A 16,773-nucleotide genomic window follows, 5' to 3' on the forward strand; every position below is an offset into this window, starting at 1 on the left:
CACTCCTAATTGATAATTATTCCCAACAATAACAGATTTTGATAACTAATTTTGCCAACTTGTGGCACAAAAAGAAAGGCAGCGTTTTGCGCTGCCTTTTCAATTTAGCTCAGAGAAAATTAACCTAGAATTTTCGCTAACTCTGCGCTCACTTCAGCCACTTTGCGAGTACCATCTAATTTGAAGTACTGAGTGCTGCTCGCTTTCGCTTCGTTTTGATAGTAAGCAATCAATGGTGCAGTCAGTGCATGGTATTCAACTAAACGCTTACGAACTGTATCTTCTTGGTCATCTTTACGAATCGTTAGCTCTTCACCAGTCACATCATCTTTGTTTTCAACTTTAGGTGGGTTGAAAGTCACATGATATACGCGACCTGATGGTGCGTGAACGCGGCGACCAATAATACGTTCAACAATGATGTCATCTGGCACATCGAATTCTAAAACATAATCAACATTGATGCCTGCTTCTTTCATTGCATCCGCTTGAGGAATGGTACGCGGGAACCCATCCAACAAGAAGCCATTGCGACAGTCATCTTGTTTGATGCGCTCTTTAACTAATGCGATAACCAGCTCATCAGTCACTAATTTGCCATTATCCATCAGCTCTTTAGCTTGTAAACCTAACTCGCTCCCTGATTTTACCGCGGCACGTAACATGTCGCCGGTTGAAATCTGAGGGATCCCAAACTTCTCCATAATAAATTGAGCTTGAGTGCCCTTACCAGCGCCCGGAGCGCCAAGCAGAATGATACGCATTGCGTAAACCCCTTGCTATTTAGTTTTTTATAATTTGAAAAGAAAACGCTCTACCATACCATTAGCATGGCACCTGACTCAAGAAGGCACGTAAACGTTTTCCCATTTATCTTTTTTCGCAAAAGAAAAAAACCACGCAAAAAATCGCATTTTTACGTGGTTTATGCTCGAAAACGAAAATAACTCAGCGAATTATTTTAAAAGTAATTCGTTGATTTTTTTGATGAATAAGTTTGGATCTTCCAATGTGCCGCGCTCTGCCAGTAAAGCCTGGTCGAGTAGGACATCAACCCAATCCGCAAACACACTTTCCTGTTCCACTTCAGCGGCTTTTTTCACCAGTGGGTGATTCGGATTCAGTTCAAAGTTATATTTTACTTCAGGCGCAGCTTGACCCGCAGCAGCGAACAGTTTCGCCATTTGGGTGCTCATTTCATCCGCATCCGTAGTTACAATCGCAGGAGTATCCGTTAAGCGATGAGTTAATTTCACCTCTTTCACACGGTCACCCAAGAAGGTTTTCACGCGTTCAACGAACGGCTCTAACTGTTTTTCTGCTTCTTCTTGTTCCGCTTTGTTTTCATCTGCTAACTTGTCTAATGACTCGTCCGCTTTGCTGACAGATTGGAATTGTTTACCATCAAATTCAGAAAGGTAGTTCATCATCCATTCGTCAATGCGGTCAGATAACAGCAGAACTTCAATTCCTTTTTTACGGAACAATTCTAAGTGCGGGCTGCTCTTCGCTGCGGCATAACTATCCGCAGTGATGTAGTAAATCTTATCTTGCCCTTCTACCATGCGGCTCACGTAATCTTCCAATGAGATATTTTGCACGTTGCTGTCGTTATGCGTGGTTGCAAAGCGTAGCAATTTCGCAATCGCTTCGCCGTTCCCCATATCTTCAGCAGGGCCTTCTTTCATCACCAGACCAAATTGCTGCCAGAATGTTTGGTATTTCTCAGCATCATTTTTCGCCAGTTTTTCCAGTGTTTGCAGAACACGTTTTGTCAGTGCGCTGCGTAAGTTACGCGTCAATGCGCTATCTTGCAGAATTTCACGGGAAACGTTCAACGGTAAATCGTTGGAATCCAATACCCCACGAACGAAGCGCAGGTAATTAGGCATAAACTGCTCTGCATCATCCATAATAAAGACACGTTGAACATACAGTTTTAAACCGTGGCGCTGGTCGCGGTTCCACAAATCAAATGGGGCTTGAGATGGAATATACAGCAGACTGGTATATTCCTGTTTCCCTTCCACACGGTTATGTGCCCACGTTAATGGATCTGCGTAGTCGTGGGAGATATGCTTGTAGAACTCAATATATTCTTCGTCTGAGATGTCAGATTTGCTGCGCGTCCACAGTGCTTTCGCTTGGTTGATTTTTTCCCAAGTCACAGTGCCGTCTTCTTCGTTTTTCTCTTCGATTTCAACAGGCAGAGCAATATGGTCAGAATACTTGCTGATAACAGAACGTAAACGCCAGTTATCTAAAAACTCTTTTTCATCATCACGTAAATGCAGGGTAATTTCGGTTCCGCGATCGGCTTTTTCGATATCTGCGATAGTGTATTCACCTTCGCCAGCAGATTCCCAGAACACCCCTTCGCTCGCATCAGCACCCGCTGCACGGCTACGTACGGTGACTTTATCGGCAACGATAAATGCGGAGTAGAAGCCCACACCGAATTGGCCGATCATTTGGCTATCTTTAACTTGGTCGTTGCCTAATGATTCTAAGAATGATTTGGTGCCTGATTTAGCGATAGTACCCAAGTTTTCAATGACTTCTTCACGGCTCATACCGATGCCGTTGTCACTGATAGTTAGAGTACCTTTGTCTTTGTCTGCGCTAATACGCACACGCAGTTCGCCGTCATTTTCATACAGTTCAGGCTTAGATAATGCACGAAAACGCAGTTTATCCGCCGCATCGGATGCGTTGGAAATGAGCTCACGCAGAAAAATTTCTTTGTTTGAGTAAAGAGAGTGGATCATCAACTGTAGCAGTTGTTTGACTTCTGATTGAAACCCACGAGTTTCTTGTCCTTTCATACTCATTAATCGCCTCTATATCATCAATCTAATAGTTAGGTTTTGACTTATCGATGGAAACTAATCTGGGGACAAAAAAATAGAATTCAACCACTAACCACAAATTAGCAGCCAAATTAATATGAACGAAAGTAAATTATGGAAGACTACGAGAGTTTTGGCTTGAGGGTTTTGCTTTTATAAGGTAGGTAGCTACCTACCTTCCTCTAAATAGTTCAAAGTTGTAGGTAGGCGGCAAGCAAGCTTATCCCTAGGAGCATACTGAAGTATGTGACTAGGGTGAGGTTGTGCAGCCAACACCCCTACAATTTGAAATATGACGAGGATAAGAACAATCCCTAGGAGCATACACAAGTATGTGACTAGGGTGAAGTTGTGCAGCCAGCACCCCTACAATTTGAAATATGACGAGGATGCTACAACTTCGAGCGGCCTGACAACGAATGAGAAAGCGTCGTGCTATCAACCATCTCTAACTCCCCGCCGACAGGCACCCCATGCGCAATCCGGCTCGCCGCCACCCCATACTGCGCGCACATCTGCCCAATATAGTTTGCCGTCGCCTCCCCCTCTACTGTCGGGTTGGTCGCCAAAATCACTTCAGTGATGTTTTCCGATGCCAGTCGCTCTTCGAGCCTATCTAGCCCGATATCCATCGGTCCAATGCCATCTAATGGTGACAGATGCCCCATGAGTACGAAATAGCGACCTGAGAATTGACCAGTTTGCTCGATAGCGTAAATATCTGCGGGGCTTTCCACCACGCAAATCAGCCCATTTTGCTGACGGCGCGGGTTATCGCAGATATTGCAGGTGTCTTGCTCAGTAAATGTGCGGCAATCGCGGCAATGTCCGATTTCAGACATTGCCCGAGTCAGCGACTGAGCCAAACGCATTCCGCCACTACGGTCACGTTGCAGAAGATGAAAAGCCATTCGCTGCGCTGACTTAGGTCCCACACCAGGGAGACAGCGCAGCGCTTCCATCAATGATTCAAGAAGCGGACCCGTTTGCATTAGAATGGCATCTTAAAGCCTGGTGGCAGTTGCATACCGCTAGATACGCTAGCCATTTTCTCTTTTTGCGTCTCTTCGATACGACGCGCTGCATCATTGAATGCCGCAGCAATCAAGTCTTCCAGCATATCTTTGTCGTCTTCCAACAGGCTTGGATCGATTTCAACACGACGGCAGTTATGTGAGCCGTTGATAGTCACTTTGACTAAGCCAGCACCTGATTCACCAGTAGCTTCGAGTTGAGCGATTTCTTCCTGAACTTTCTGCATTTTATCTTGCATTTGCTGGGCCTGTTTCATCAGGTTACCCAATCCACCTTTACCAAACATAGTTTTCTCTCACAACTGAGGCTACAGATTCGCAACTGTAGCGTTAAACGGGGCGAATACTCTCTTCGTCCAACTGCGCATCAAACATTGAGCGCAATTTTTGAATTGTTTTATCCGCGATAATAGACTGACGGGCTTGCGCCAGCTTCTCTTCATAAATCGCCTGACGCCATTCCAACGGCGTTTTCACCGCCGTATTATCATCGTGAACAACGTTCAGTTCAACAGGGCGACCATAATGTTGACTCAACGCATCTTGTAATGCCTTTTGAGCATTCGGTTTGTCAAGATGACGTTGAGCTGAGCGCAAGTGCAATACAATTTGCGACTCGTCCAATTCTTCTTTATATGAATTCAAAGCCAATTGTTCAACTAGCTTAGGGATATTTAATTGTGCAATTTCCCCCGACCAGCTATCACGCTCACGACCTTCTTGCATGATTTTTATCGCTAATTCTGGGGTTTTCTCATATTCCAGCGCTTCTTTGATCTCGGTTGGCGTCGTGGCGGTATCTTTTGCCTCGAGCACCTCTTCATTTTGAGGCTTCCACTGATAAGGCTTTGGCTTCGCAGGTTTGGAACTGTGCGAGGCTTTTTCCATCATATTTTGTTGATGTTTGCTGGTCACCGCGGCCAGCCGCTCAAGTGCTGATACCGCCGGCTTAGCCCTATTGGACGTCACCGGATGAGTCTTTTTTGGACTCGGATCCTCACTTTGTGGTGTTTGTAATGCTTGTCTGGCTTTTAATAGCTGCAATGTGGGGCTATTTTCCGGCAAATTATCTGCGCTCACAGACGGTGGTGCTTGACGCGTCATATTCGACTGCGCTGGCTCTGGCTGAAAAACAGGGGCAGATACGCTCGGGGCTAATTTTGGCGGTAGCTCAACCTCGTCAATCACGCTCTTTGGGTGGAAGGCTAATGCTCTTAAGAGCGCCATTTCCACGCCCATCCGTCTTTCTGGCGCATAGGCTAATTCTTTTCTACCCACCAGCAAGGTTTGGTAGAACAGTTGAAGATCCGCAGGGGAAATCAAGCGAGCAGCTTGCCTCAGACGCCCTTCCGTAGAGGATGGATCGGTTTCTTGCTCCGCTGGTAACAGTTGAATCATCGCGATTCTGTGAAGCAAAGAGAGGATCTCAACCAATAGATTTTCCCAGTCCGCTCCTCGGGATGCCGCTTGTTCCACTTGCGACATGACGGCAGCACCCTCCGCACGAATTAACGCTTCAATAATGGCGAGTGGCTGTTCATCATCAAGGGTGCCCAGCATTTGGCTCACGATATCCGCAGTTACCTTCCCCTGCCCCATGGCAATCGCTTGGTCAGTTAAGCTCAGCGCATCCCGTAAACTGCCATCGGCAGCGCGTGCGATCAGTTGGCGGGCTCGAGTATCATGCTCAATATTTTCTGCATTCAAGATAAGCTCAAGCTGTTCGCTAATTTGAGCCACATCCAGCGCTTTCAAATGGAATTGTAAGCAACGGGATAAAATGGTGACTGGCAGCTTTTGAGGATCAGTGGTTGCAAGCAGGAATTTGACGTGTTCAGGCGGCTCTTCCAGTGTTTTAAGCAACGCATTAAAACTGTGGCGCGACAACATGTGAACTTCATCAATGAGATAGACTTTAAAGCGACCACGGGCGGGTGCGTACTGAACGTTATCCAGTAATTCTCGCGTGTCTTCGACTTTTGTCCGTGATGCGGCATCAATCTCAATCAGATCGACAAATCGCCCCTGCTCAATTTCCAAACAGTTCGCGCATTTACCGCAAGGTGTTGCTGTGATCCCTGTTTCGCAGTTCAGCCCTTTGGCAAACAAACGTGCGATCGTGGTTTTCCCGACACCGCGGGTACCCGAGAAGAGATAAGCGTGATGAAGCCGTTGGTGCTCAAGCCCATTAGCAAGCGCAGTCAACACATGCTGCTGACCAACAACATCCGAAAATTTTTGGGGGCGCCACTTACGGGCAAGTACCTGATAGCTCATGGATTCCACTGTTATTCAACATGGGACATTGATAAATATAATAATAGTACCATGCTACCACAGCCTCAACCCATTGGGCGAGACTGCAGTAAAAATAGTAAGAAGAGTGCGGAGCAGATTAGTGACCAGGGAACTCAACAAGACTATAGGAAGTAACACCTTCTTTGGCTAAGCGCTCAACACCGCCTAAATCTGGCAGTCCGATCACGAAAGCTGCATCGACAACTTTTGCACCGAGTTGCTTAATCATTTTAACCGTCGCTTCGACAGTACCACCCGTTGCTAACAGATCATCCACGACTAACACATTATCTTGTGCACTAATGCTGTCTTTGTGAATTTCCAGTGTATCGGTACCGTATTCGAGGTCATACGTCATACTTAATACTTCACGCGGCAATTTGCCTTTTTTACGCACAGGTACAAAACCAACGCCTAAGCGTAATGCAACAGGAGCGCCGAACAGGAAACCACGGGCTTCAGTCCCCACAATTTTGGTCACACCTTTGTTTTGATAATGCTCAACTAGCATATCGATTGTTGCTTGATAAGCCGCAGGGTCATTTAACAGTGTGGTAATATCGCGAAATAGCACACCTTCTTTTGGATAATTAGGGATAGTCGCGATACTTTCTTTAATCAATTGCAGTTGTTGCTCTTTAGCGGTCATAATAAAAACCAATATAGTAAATACGAAAGGGTAGAATCTATGCAAACTACCATAAAAATGCAATAAGAAGCCGTCTTTTTGCGCTAAGTTTTGTTGTTGGATATCAATATTCCGCCACTTTTCACATTTATTGAGAATAAAAAATGAAAACACAGGCTCTTTTGGACGCATTAAAAAAGCAGATTGACGAATTAGCGGTACGTGTTGCTCCCATCAAAGACCATGAATTTTCTCACTCCCGATTTGATATGCAGCTGTTTAGCCATAAATCCACCAAACTGGGGGATTGCCAAAAAGAGCTCAACACGCTTTATCAGCAACTGTGCAATAGTGTTACGCTCAATCATACCCAACAAGTGACCTTTCTGACCGAAAAAATCGTCCATCAGATGCAAGCGATTTCTCGCGAGCTTTCAACACAAGGATTACGTGAAAAAGAAGATTCCTTTCGGACAAAAAAGGAACAAGTTGATTTATATGAACGTTTATCACAACATCAAGATTATGAACGCCGTTTACAGGCGATGGTGAGTGAAAAAGAACTCGACTTAAGTGGGTTAACTGATTCGCACTTACAGCATCAGTGCCAAAAAGAGCTTGCAGCATTAGCAGGACGATTATATCGATGCAGACAAGCCTTGATGCGTATTGAAAAAGCTATCGAGCACCAAGAAAATCAATTTTTTGACTAAGGAAATGCACATGGAGCCCCTAGAGAATGCACCACCAGAAATACAGCTTGCGGTGGATTTAATCTACTTATTAGAGTCCTCTGAGATAAGCCCCGATATCGCTCTGAAAGCATTAGACATAGTGAAACGCGATTACCTTAGCAAACAGGCCGCCGAAGCAGCCTGTCAGAACGGTAATTAACACAGATTATTTTTCATCATCTGGTTTATCTTTGATAATTTTTGTCACTTCCTGCACTTCATCACCCTGATTATTATGCAAATGCACTTCCAATTGATTGAAGGCAATATTGATATCATTTTCACGGCACAACCGGTCAATTTCACGATTGACTTCATCACTGGTCATAGTGCGTTCACCAATTTGGCGAACATAAAAACGCAGCTCGTGATCTAACGTACTCGCCCCAAAACTTAAGAAGTATGCTGCCGGTGCAGGATCTGTCATTACTTTACTGTTCGATGTTGCCGCTTGCAGTAAAACACGCTTCACTTTTTCCAGATCCGAACCATACGCAACCCCTAAAGAAATCGTGATGCGCGTGACCGTATCGGAGAGTGACCAGTTGATCAATCGCTCAGTCACAAATGCCTTGTTTGGAATGATCACCTCTTTGCGATCAAAATCCACAATGGTCGTCGCACGAATACGGATCTTACTGATAGTCCCCGAGTATGTACCAATCGTGACGGTGTCCCCAATCCGAATCGGTCTTTCAAACAGCAAAATTATCCCCGAAACAAAGTTCGCGAAAATTTCCTGTAAACCAAAACCGAGACCAACCGTTAAGGCCGCAGCTAACCATTGCAACTGATTCCACGTCACACCAATCATGCCAAGGGAGGCAATCGCCCCAATGCTGACAATCACATAGGTCAACATCGTCGTAATGGCGTAAGTGGAGCCTTGACGAAGTTTTAGGCGCGATAACACTAAAACTTCCAGTAACCCCGGAAGGTTACGCGTCATTATCCACGCGACCACGACAATCACCACGGCTAAAATCAGGTTAGCCAAGGTCACGTATTTCATGATGCTAGCCCCTTCCGCTGATGTCGCGCTATAGCTCCATAACTGAACGCTATCAAGGAAAGAGAAAATCGTAATAAAGTCGGACCAAATTGCGTAGAACGCAAAGGCGAAGATAATAAACAGCACCATGGTCGTTAAGCGCAATGACTGCTGGCTAATCAGCTCAATCGTCATTGGAGGTTCTTTGATTGGCTCATTTTCAGCTTCTTCTTGCTGTTTTGACTGAGCTCGGCGTTCCAATGCTCGCTTATAAGCCAGCTTTCTCGCCCCCAAACTTAAACCACGCAAACAGACATTATAAGTGATATACCAAAGCACCAGTAAATATAAGCTATCTAACCAACGGCTGGCTAAACGTAGCGTAGTATAGTAATAACCTGCGAACATCAAACCAATTAAAATCAGCGGCGAAAATGTCAGTAAGGTAATTAAAATCGAACGGGTTAAGTGGCTGCCAGTTTCCTTCCAAACCTGTTTACAGAATGGAATCGTGAAAATACATAATAGTAATAAACAGATAGAGACCACTAACTGTCCAATCACATCTTCGGATACCTTTAGAGGGTTAATCATTCCGTAAGTAGAAAAGAAAATCAGTGGTAACAGCGGTACCGATAAACGCACCATTCTACGACGCATACGCTGGGCATTTTCATGGTCAATATTGAAATGTTTTTCTGCGATACCTTGCGGCTTTAACACCCTAAATGTGAGTTCAAACAATGCCCAGAAAATGGCTAACTGCAAGCAATAGGACCAGATAAATTCCCCTTGCAGATTACCCGTCTTTAAGAACCAATAGCCAATTGCGATCACCACAAGAGAAATTGGGATGGTTTGCAATAAGGTTAGCAACAACGCCAACGGCGTATTTAATACGCTGTCGTTTCTGAGGCTGGATAAACGCAGATCAATTTCATGTAAGCGTTGGGTTATCTTGCGGTTAAACCAGATGAAAATCAGTGCTACCAATAATAGAGGAACAGTAACCCACAGTGCGCTAATAAATCCTTTCTTCAAGCTTGAAAATGAAAAATCAAAATCCAGATGAGTCAGTTGGTTCGTTGCGGCTTCAGGGAAGGCTTTTAACCACTCGATATCCATCGGTTTATTGCTGTTCACCCAGAAAATTTGCTGCGCTAAAGTATGTTCGAGAGAACTGACCACACTCAATAATTGGTTTTGATCTAATTGTAAGTTAATAGCTTGGGAAATTTGTCCGCCTAACTGTAGATTCAATTCATCCAGTAATTCACGGCGAACATCCAAAATTTTAACCAATGCCGCTTTATCTTCAGGCGTAAACAGCACTGCATTTTCTTGCTCACCCACTTTGACCGCTTGCTGATGCTCCAAATTATTAATGTAATCAGTAGGCTGGTACAGCGCATCACGCTGCTGGTTAATATCAAATTGTTCCAGACGCAGATCTGCAATGGTCACTGGTAGATTTTTGGTGAGAATATCTGCTGGTAAATCAATTTGTTGCTGAAAAAGAATCCGTGATAGTAATAAACTACCGCGTAATACGTTAATTTGCTCTTTTAGGTTACGTTCCGATTGTGTCGCACGCTCCAGCCACGTTTTCACTCGGATACCGTTTTGCACCATTCTATTGCCATCTTGCGTCACTTCAATCAAGCGGTTACTTAACTTGTTGTTAATTTCAATCTCTTTTTGAAGAATAGGATTTTGTTGTACCGCGTCATCGGTCGACGTGTTTTGCGCTTCACGCACCGTTGATTGAGAGTCATTGAGGCGTGCTTTGCTAATCGCATCTTGAATAATTTGGATACGAGCGTCCAATTGTTCAATATACGCTGCGGTGTAATCACGTTGTTTTTGTAAAACGTCCTGGAGTTGAGTATTCGCTTGTAAAACGCGCTTTTGAAACTCATTTTGTTGCTGAAGAAGGTATTGCTCAAGTTGCAACATGTTAGCTTGTGTGGTGCGCAATTTGCTGGAGTCAGTCAATGTGCTGTTAAGCTCATTGCGAATCTCTTGCAGTCGGCGGGCATTATCCAGCATGCTCGCTTGAGCTCGTTCAGGTTGGGTTTGTAGACCAATCAGTTGACTATTATAAGTAGCAAGATCATTTTGCTCAGCTTGCAGATTATCCAAATACGTCGCCAACATCGTTTCTAATTGTTCGAGGCTGCTATTTTCAATTTGATGTTGAAAATTAATATCTGGATTTTCATTCTGAACTTTTATTTGTAATAAACCCTGAACCGCTTTTCTCGATTCTTCACCTGAGTGATTTATTTTTTTTTGCAGCTCATCCGAACGCTGATCTAATTTTTCCAATTCATCATAGTAAGTTAATGATTTTTCCAGATCAGCAATGATAAGTTTATCTTCCTGCCCCGCACTGCTTTTTTTATTTAATGAATTAAGCTCTGTTTTTATCTCATTTTTACTGGGAAGATTATTAATTGTTGCCGCGGAAATTTGGAAAGAAAAAAAGGTGATGGCAAATACCAAAAATATTCTAACGGAATATAACCACGCTTTTTTATATTGCATCAGTGAGCCCATGATATTTCGTTGTGATCCTACTTTTATACTACATGCCCATTTTTAGCTGCAATTCCTGACGAACCGCAGCTCAGTTTTTAAATTAAACTGTTTTAACATTAAAATGTGAGAACTTTTTCAGCGGCTAGTGTCCATGCAGCTAAATCCACCAGCGTTCCAATTTCAACGCCATCAATCAGTGGTAACTCACTGATACCACGCGCATCGGTGCAGGTTTTGCATAATTTTACTGGAACGTTTTGCGCGGTTAGGATCTCTAACATTTGCTGGAGGTTATATCCTTCTTTCGGCTTTTGTGCCGTAATTCCCGCCGTCACTGCATCAGACATTAAGAAGATTTTTAAGTCCGTTTGTGGATGTTGTTCTTTTAGTGTTATGGCTAGGCGCAAAGAGTTGAACAACATTTCACTTCCGTATGGCGCGCCATTCGCAATGATCAAAATAGATGACATGGTTTTCTCCGATTATTCGCTTGGCGTTGGTTTGATTCGTAGAGAGACGCTATTTTTAAGCGTTTCTAATAGAGTATCAACTAACGTCGTCGTATGTGCGTCTATCATAAAACTCTCTGGCTGTAATAACCAGTTTTCGAGTAAGCCTGACATTAATGATCGGATCATTACCGCACTGCATTCTAAATCTAAGTTGTCAGGAAGTTGTCCAGCCTCAATACAGTCACGTAAATTTCTCACTATTCTATGTTGGCTGGCCATATAATTTTCACGTTTAAAATCAACAACAGAAGCCATTTCACCAACTAATTCACATTTTAAGAAAAAGATTTCCATCAATGCACGATTTTTGGGGATACTAATAAAATCAGTAAGAATATAAATTAACAATTCTCTTAGTATTAAAAGTGGATCATTGGTATATTTCGAACGATAATAATCTTCAGCCTGAGTGATTTGATTATCGCTAAATTCGCAGGCTTGATGAAAGAGATCCACCTTATTCTTAAAGTGCCAGTATATAGCACCTCGGGTCACGCCCGCGGCTTTGGCTATATCGGCTAATGACGTAGCTGTCACTCCTCGTTCAGAAAATGTTTTGATAGCTGCATCGAGTATTTCCTGGCGGGTTTCTTCAGCCTGTTGTTTAGTTTTTCGTGCCATTGTCACCCATTTTTGTAGAAAGCTGATTTACATACATTAGTGTATGTTTGTACTATAGCATAGTGATAAATCATATAATTTGCTTTTTTTCTTAATTTTGTTTTGAACTCATATCGATTAATTGAGGTTAACTTATGCGAAAAAACAGAGGAGTGTTACCTCTGGCTCTGTTGGTCCTTTCAGGCGGCTTAGCGTTATCTGGTTGTAACGAAGAACAGAAAGGTGGCGGTGAACGCCCGGCGCCTGATGTAGGAATTGTTACGCTGAAAGCTGAACCTCTGACCATTAAGACCGAACTTCCAGGCCGTACATCTGCATATCGAGTTGCAGAAGTTCGTCCACAAGTTAGTGGCATCATCTTAAAACGTAACTACAAAGAAGGTAGCGATGTTGAAGCTGGCGTGTCGTTGTATCAAATCGATCCTGCGCCTTTCCAAGCAACCTATAATAGTGCTAAAGCAGAATTAGCCAAAGCGCAAGCAAATGCTAATCTCGCCGCATTAACTGTTAAACGTTATAAGCCACTGCTTGGTACCAACTACATTAGTCAACAAGAATACGACCAAGCGAATTCAACTTATGCACAATCTCTAGCTGCGGTAAAAGCAGCGGAAGCAGCCGTTGAAACCGCACGTATTAATTTGAATTACACGAAAGTGACATCGCCAATTAGTGGACGTACGGGTAAATCCAATGTCACGGAAGGTGCATTAGTTTCTGCGGGTCAAACAACTGAACTAATGCGCGTTCAACAATTAGATCCAATCTACGTGGATGTGACGCAGTCGAGTGAAGATTTCTTACGCTTAAAAAATGAAATCGAACAAGGGGCACTGCAAAAAGAGCCCGGCAAAGCGCCAGTTAGCTTAGTGATTAATGGCGGGCAAGAATACGCACAGAAAGGGCAATTAGAGTTCTCTGATGTCACTGTTGATGAAACCACTGGTTCTATCACTATGCGTGCCGTGTTCCCTAACCCGAATAAAGAACTGATGCCAGGTATGTTTGTTCGCGCCATTCTAGAAGATGGTGTGAAAGAAAATGCGATTTTAGTTCCTCAACAGGGTGTTGCTCGTACTCCACAAGGTGACGCGCAGGTCATGGTTGTTGGCGCAGAAAACAAAGTTGAAGTGCGTAAAGTGAAAGCTGCACAAGCGATTGGCAACAACTGGTTAGTCACTGATGGCGTGAAAGATGGCGACCGTGTCATTGTAATTGGTTTGCAGAAAATCAAACCGGGAATGGTTGTTGTGCCAAAGCAAGCAAACTTAGAAACTCAATCCATTGTAGACACTCAGGCTAAACCTGAAACCGCGTCTAAATAAGGGAGCTATTGATTAATGCCTAAGTTTTTTATAGATAGACCAATTTTTGCATGGGTAATCGCGATTATTACCATGCTTGCAGGTCTGCTGGCAATTATCAAGTTACCTGTCGCTCAGTATCCGACGATTGCACCGCCGGCTGTTTCCATTTCAGCTAACTACCCTGGTGCAGATGCATCAACGGTACAAAATACGGTGACCCAAGTTATCGAACAGAACATGAACGGTATCGATAATTTGGTGTATATGTCGTCAACCAGTGATTCATCAGGTTCAGCAAGCATCACGCTGACTTTTGAAGCAGGTACTGATGGCGATATCGCTCAAGTACAGGTACAGAATAAGCTGCAATTGGCAATGCCACTTTTACCTCAAGAAGTACAGCAACAAGGTATTAGTGTCGATAAGTCCACCAGCTCATTCTTAATGGTTGCAGGCTTTATTTCGAAAAACGGTTCAATGGGGCAATATGACATTGCCGACTACGTAGGTTCAAATATTAAGGACCCACTGAGTCGTGTTAATGGTGTTGGTGAAACCCAGCTGTTTGGTACCCAATATGCAATGCGTATTTGGTTAAAACCAGAGCAACTCGTTAAGTACAACATGGCAACTTCGGATGTCATTAATGCAATTCGTGTACAAAACAACCAAGTTGCCGCCGGTCAGCTAGGGGGAACACCTCCTGTTGCCGGTCAGCGTTTGAACGTATCTATTATTGCTCAAACCCGTTTAAGTAACGTAGAAGAGTTTTCGAACATTTTATTACGTGTGAACCAAGACGGTTCCCAAGTTCGTTTGAAAGATGTCGCTACCGTTCAACTCGGTGCGGAAAACTACAGTACAGTTGCGCGCTTTAACGGTATGCCAGCGGCGGGTATCGGTATTAAACTCGCAACGGGCGCGAACGCATTAGATACAGCAAATAACGTCCGTGCAGCGTTAGCTGATATGGAACCCTTCTTCCCTGAAGGACTTGAAGTTGTTTATCCGTACGATACAACGCCATTCGTTAAAATCTCAATCAACGAAGTAGTTAAAACGCTGGTCGAAGCAATTATGTTGGTTGTTGTCGTTATGTATCTGTTCTTGCAGAACATCCGTGCAACATTGATCCCAACAATTGCAGTACCCGTAGTGCTATTAGGAACCTTTGCTATCTTGTCAGCCTTTGGCTACTCGATAAACACCTTAACCATGTTTGCGATGGTACTCGCCATCGGTCTTCTTGTGGATGACGCCATCGTTGTTGTTGAAAACGTTGAGCGTGTGATGCAAGAAGAAGGTCTGCCACCAAAAGAGGCGACCAAAAAATCCATGGGACAAATTCAAGGTGCACTGGTTGGTATCGCGATGGTGCTGTCCGCAGTATTTATCCCAATGGCCTTCTTTGGTGGGTCAACAGGGGCAATTTACCGTCAGTTCTCAATCACTATCGTGTCATCGATGCTGTTATCTGTATTAGTGGCGATGATTCTGACCCCTGCACTGTGTGCTACTATGTTGAAGCCGATTGAAAAAGGCAGCCATGGTTCCACTAAAGGGTTCTTTGGATGGTTTAACCGCGTATTTGAAAAACAAGCTCACCATTATACAGACAGCGTAAGCCGTATGTTGAATGGCACGGGTCGTTACCTTGTCATCTACGTGATTCTGGTTGTGGGCATGGCATTCATGTTTGTTCGTCTGCCATCCTCATTCTTACCAGCCGAAGACCAAGGGGTATTTTTATCCATGGTGCAATTGCCACCAGGATCAACCCAAGAGCAAACCGAAGTCATCTTAGATGAAGTCAGTGAATACTTCAGAGTAGATGAAGGTAAAAACGTTGAGTCTGTCTTTACCGTTGGTGGCTTTAGCTTTGCGGGTGCAGGGCAGAACATGGGTCTGGCGTTCGTCGTTCTTAAGAACTGGGATGAACGTAAAGGGAAAGAAAACCATGTTGATGCGATTGTTGCTCGAGCAAATGCAGCCTTATCGAAAAAACAAGGTGCCTTCATTTATGCCTTTAACTTACCTGCAATTGTTGAGTTAGGGACATCAAACGGCTTTGACTTTGAGTTGGTCGATAAAGGTGGCTTAGGTCATGAAAAACTGATGGCAGCACGTAATCAGTTACTCGGACTTGCTGCACAGCACCCTGAAATTTTGCAAGGTGTACGACCAAATGGTCAAGATGATACCTCACAGTATCGAATCTATATTGACCAGCAAAAAGCGCAGGCTCAAGGTGTTGCAATCAGTGATATCAACGCAACCCTCAGCTCAGTGTTTGGTGGTTCATACGTTAACGACTTTATCGACCGCGGTCGTGTGAAGAAAGTTTACGTACAAGGTGACGCGGAAAGCCGTATGTTACCATCCGATATCAGCAACCTGTATGTTCGTAATAACCAAGGGAAAATGGTGCCGTTCTCTGCATTCTTAGACGAATCCAAAGACCCATGGAAATTCGGTTCACCGCGTTTAGAGCGTTATAACGGTGTCCCTGCGATGAACATTCAAGGTCAAGCAACAGAAGGTCAAAGTACCGGTGCTGCGATGTTGATGATGGAAAAACTGACCACCGAAAACCTCCCAGCGGGAATTGGTTACGAATGGACAGGAATGTCATACCAAGAGCGTCTGTCTGGTAACCAGGCACCTGCCCTGTATGCGATTTCCTTGATTGTGGTTTTCCTGTGTCTAGCTGCACTGTATGAAAGCTGGTCTGTACCATTCTCAGTCATGTTAGTGGTACCACTTGGGGTTATCGGTGCGTTACTCTTCACTTCAGTACGAGGTTTAGATAACGACGTTTACTTCAAGGTAGGGCTGTTAACCACCATTGGGTTATCGGCGAAGAACGCAATCTTGATTGTTGAATTCGCCAAAGACTTGATGGAGAAAGAAGGTAAAGGATTGATTGAAGCAACATTGGATGCAGTAAAAATGCGTCTAAGACCAATCCTGATGACATCCTTAGCATTTATGTTGGGTGTTATCCCTCTGGTATTTAGTAATGGTGCAGGTTCTGCGGCACAGAACTCCGTCGGTACGGGTGTACTGGGGGGCATGTTCGCAGCAACATCACTGGCTATCTTCTTCGTTCCGGTATTCTTTGTGGTGATCCGTCGCCGCTTTGCAAAGACACCAGAACACGCTGATAACAACCAGCCACCAGCAGCTCATTAATTACGAATGAGTTAAAAAAAGACCCCCAATAGTTATCCAACTATTGGGGGTTTCTTCATTTATCTG

General features: G+C 44.1%; 13 protein-coding genes. 4 read left to right on the plus strand and 9 right to left on the minus strand.

Annotated features, from left to right (window positions below; all coding sequences use genetic code 11):
• Positions 1 to 119: 119 nt before the first annotated feature.
• The 6 genes from adk to apt form a co-directional block, all read right to left on the minus strand.
• Positions 120 to 764: an adenylate kinase gene (gene adk / locus PR766_RS10035; RefSeq protein WP_006659288.1), complete on the minus strand. Its 645-nt coding sequence runs from the start codon at positions 762 to 764 to the stop codon at positions 120 to 122.
• A gap of 192 nt (positions 765 to 956) precedes the next feature.
• Positions 957 to 2,831 (minus strand): molecular chaperone HtpG, encoded by a 1,875-nt coding sequence (gene htpG, locus PR766_RS10040; RefSeq protein WP_154636214.1) that lies wholly within the window; start codon positions 2,829 to 2,831, stop codon positions 957 to 959.
• Positions 2,832 to 3,241: 410 nt separating this feature from the next.
• Positions 3,242 to 3,841, minus strand: a complete 600-nt coding sequence (recR, locus tag PR766_RS10045; RefSeq protein WP_154636213.1) for a recombination mediator RecR — start codon at positions 3,839 to 3,841, stop codon at positions 3,242 to 3,244.
• On the minus strand, positions 3,841 to 4,170 hold the full coding sequence (locus PR766_RS10050) for a YbaB/EbfC family nucleoid-associated protein (protein ID WP_006659291.1): 330 nt from the start codon (positions 4,168 to 4,170) through the stop codon (positions 3,841 to 3,843). The genes recR and PR766_RS10050 overlap by 1 nt, the downstream gene beginning before the upstream one ends.
• A gap of 43 nt (positions 4,171 to 4,213) precedes the next feature.
• Positions 4,214 to 6,160, minus strand: coding sequence for a DNA polymerase III subunit gamma/tau (gene dnaX / locus PR766_RS10055; RefSeq protein WP_036961613.1), 1,947 nt, complete (start codon positions 6,158 to 6,160; stop codon positions 4,214 to 4,216).
• 118 nt (positions 6,161 to 6,278) lie between these two features.
• Positions 6,279 to 6,830, minus strand: coding sequence for an adenine phosphoribosyltransferase (apt, locus tag PR766_RS10060; RefSeq protein ID WP_006659293.1), 552 nt, complete (start codon positions 6,828 to 6,830; stop codon positions 6,279 to 6,281).
• A 143-nt stretch (positions 6,831 to 6,973) separates the two neighbouring features.
• On the opposite strand from apt, the gene priC reads away from it, so the two are divergent.
• Entirely contained in the window at positions 6,974 to 7,522 is a 549-nt protein-coding gene (gene priC, locus PR766_RS10065) for a primosomal replication protein PriC (protein WP_006661073.1), read from the plus strand.
• Between the two features lie 10 nt (positions 7,523 to 7,532).
• Positions 7,533 to 7,703 carry a pleiotropic regulatory protein RsmS gene (rsmS, locus tag PR766_RS10070; protein WP_036975264.1) on the plus strand — a complete coding sequence of 57 codons (171 nt, stop codon included), beginning with the start codon at positions 7,533 to 7,535 and terminating at the stop codon, positions 7,701 to 7,703.
• A 6-nt stretch (positions 7,704 to 7,709) separates the two neighbouring features.
• Here rsmS and mscK read toward each other — a convergent pair whose 3' ends face one another.
• From mscK to acrR, 3 genes are all read right to left on the minus strand, one after another.
• Entirely contained in the window at positions 7,710 to 11,093 is a 3,384-nt protein-coding gene (gene mscK / locus PR766_RS10075; RefSeq protein ID WP_154636212.1) for a mechanosensitive channel MscK, read from the minus strand.
• A gap of 98 nt (positions 11,094 to 11,191) precedes the next feature.
• Positions 11,192 to 11,545, minus strand: coding sequence for a DsrE/DsrF/TusD sulfur relay family protein (locus PR766_RS10080; protein ID WP_006659297.1), 354 nt, complete (start codon positions 11,543 to 11,545; stop codon positions 11,192 to 11,194).
• Between the two features lie 12 nt (positions 11,546 to 11,557).
• Complete coding sequence (gene acrR / locus PR766_RS10085; RefSeq protein WP_006659298.1) at positions 11,558 to 12,208, minus strand: multidrug efflux transporter transcriptional repressor AcrR; 651 nt, start codon at positions 12,206 to 12,208, stop codon at positions 11,558 to 11,560.
• Between the two features lie 134 nt (positions 12,209 to 12,342).
• On the opposite strand from acrR, the gene PR766_RS10090 reads away from it, so the two are divergent.
• Complete coding sequence (locus PR766_RS10090) at positions 12,343 to 13,533, plus strand: efflux RND transporter periplasmic adaptor subunit (protein ID WP_006659299.1); 1,191 nt, start codon at positions 12,343 to 12,345, stop codon at positions 13,531 to 13,533.
• A 15-nt stretch (positions 13,534 to 13,548) separates the two neighbouring features.
• Positions 13,549 to 16,707 (plus strand): efflux RND transporter permease subunit, encoded by a 3,159-nt coding sequence (locus PR766_RS10095; RefSeq protein WP_006661069.1) that lies wholly within the window; start codon positions 13,549 to 13,551, stop codon positions 16,705 to 16,707.
• Positions 16,708 to 16,773: the final 66 nt, after the last annotated feature.

The organism is Providencia sp. PROV208, from assembly GCF_028479465.1.
GTDB classification, from domain to species: domain Bacteria; phylum Pseudomonadota; class Gammaproteobacteria; order Enterobacterales; family Enterobacteriaceae; genus Providencia; species Providencia alcalifaciens.

Excerpts from the sequence above, each read along its gene's own strand:
- acrR (WP_006659298.1), bottom strand. The coding sequence starts at position 12,208 with ATGGCACGAAAAACTAAACAACAGGCTGAAGAAACCCGCCAGGAAATA.
- PR766_RS10090 (WP_006659299.1), top strand. The coding sequence starts at position 12,343 with ATGCGAAAAAACAGAGGAGTGTTACCTCTGGCTCTGTTGGTCCTTTCA.
- PR766_RS10050 (WP_006659291.1), bottom strand. The coding sequence starts at position 4,170 with ATGTTTGGTAAAGGTGGATTGGGTAACCTGATGAAACAGGCCCAGCAA.
- dnaX (WP_036961613.1), bottom strand. The coding sequence starts at position 6,160 with ATGAGCTATCAGGTACTTGCCCGTAAGTGGCGCCCCCAAAAATTTTCG.
- adk (WP_006659288.1), bottom strand. The coding sequence starts at position 764 with ATGCGTATCATTCTGCTTGGCGCTCCGGGCGCTGGTAAGGGCACTCAA.
- priC (WP_006661073.1), top strand. The coding sequence starts at position 6,974 with ATGAAAACACAGGCTCTTTTGGACGCATTAAAAAAGCAGATTGACGAA.
- rsmS (WP_036975264.1), top strand. The coding sequence starts at position 7,533 with ATGGAGCCCCTAGAGAATGCACCACCAGAAATACAGCTTGCGGTGGAT.
- PR766_RS10095 (WP_006661069.1), top strand. The coding sequence starts at position 13,549 with ATGCCTAAGTTTTTTATAGATAGACCAATTTTTGCATGGGTAATCGCG.
- PR766_RS10080 (WP_006659297.1), bottom strand. The coding sequence starts at position 11,545 with ATGTCATCTATTTTGATCATTGCGAATGGCGCGCCATACGGAAGTGAA.
- apt (WP_006659293.1), bottom strand. The coding sequence starts at position 6,830 with ATGACCGCTAAAGAGCAACAACTGCAATTGATTAAAGAAAGTATCGCG.
- htpG (WP_154636214.1), bottom strand. The coding sequence starts at position 2,831 with ATGAGTATGAAAGGACAAGAAACTCGTGGGTTTCAATCAGAAGTCAAA.
- recR (WP_154636213.1), bottom strand. The coding sequence starts at position 3,841 with ATGCAAACGGGTCCGCTTCTTGAATCATTGATGGAAGCGCTGCGCTGT.
- mscK (WP_154636212.1), bottom strand. The coding sequence starts at position 11,093 with ATGGGCTCACTGATGCAATATAAAAAAGCGTGGTTATATTCCGTTAGA.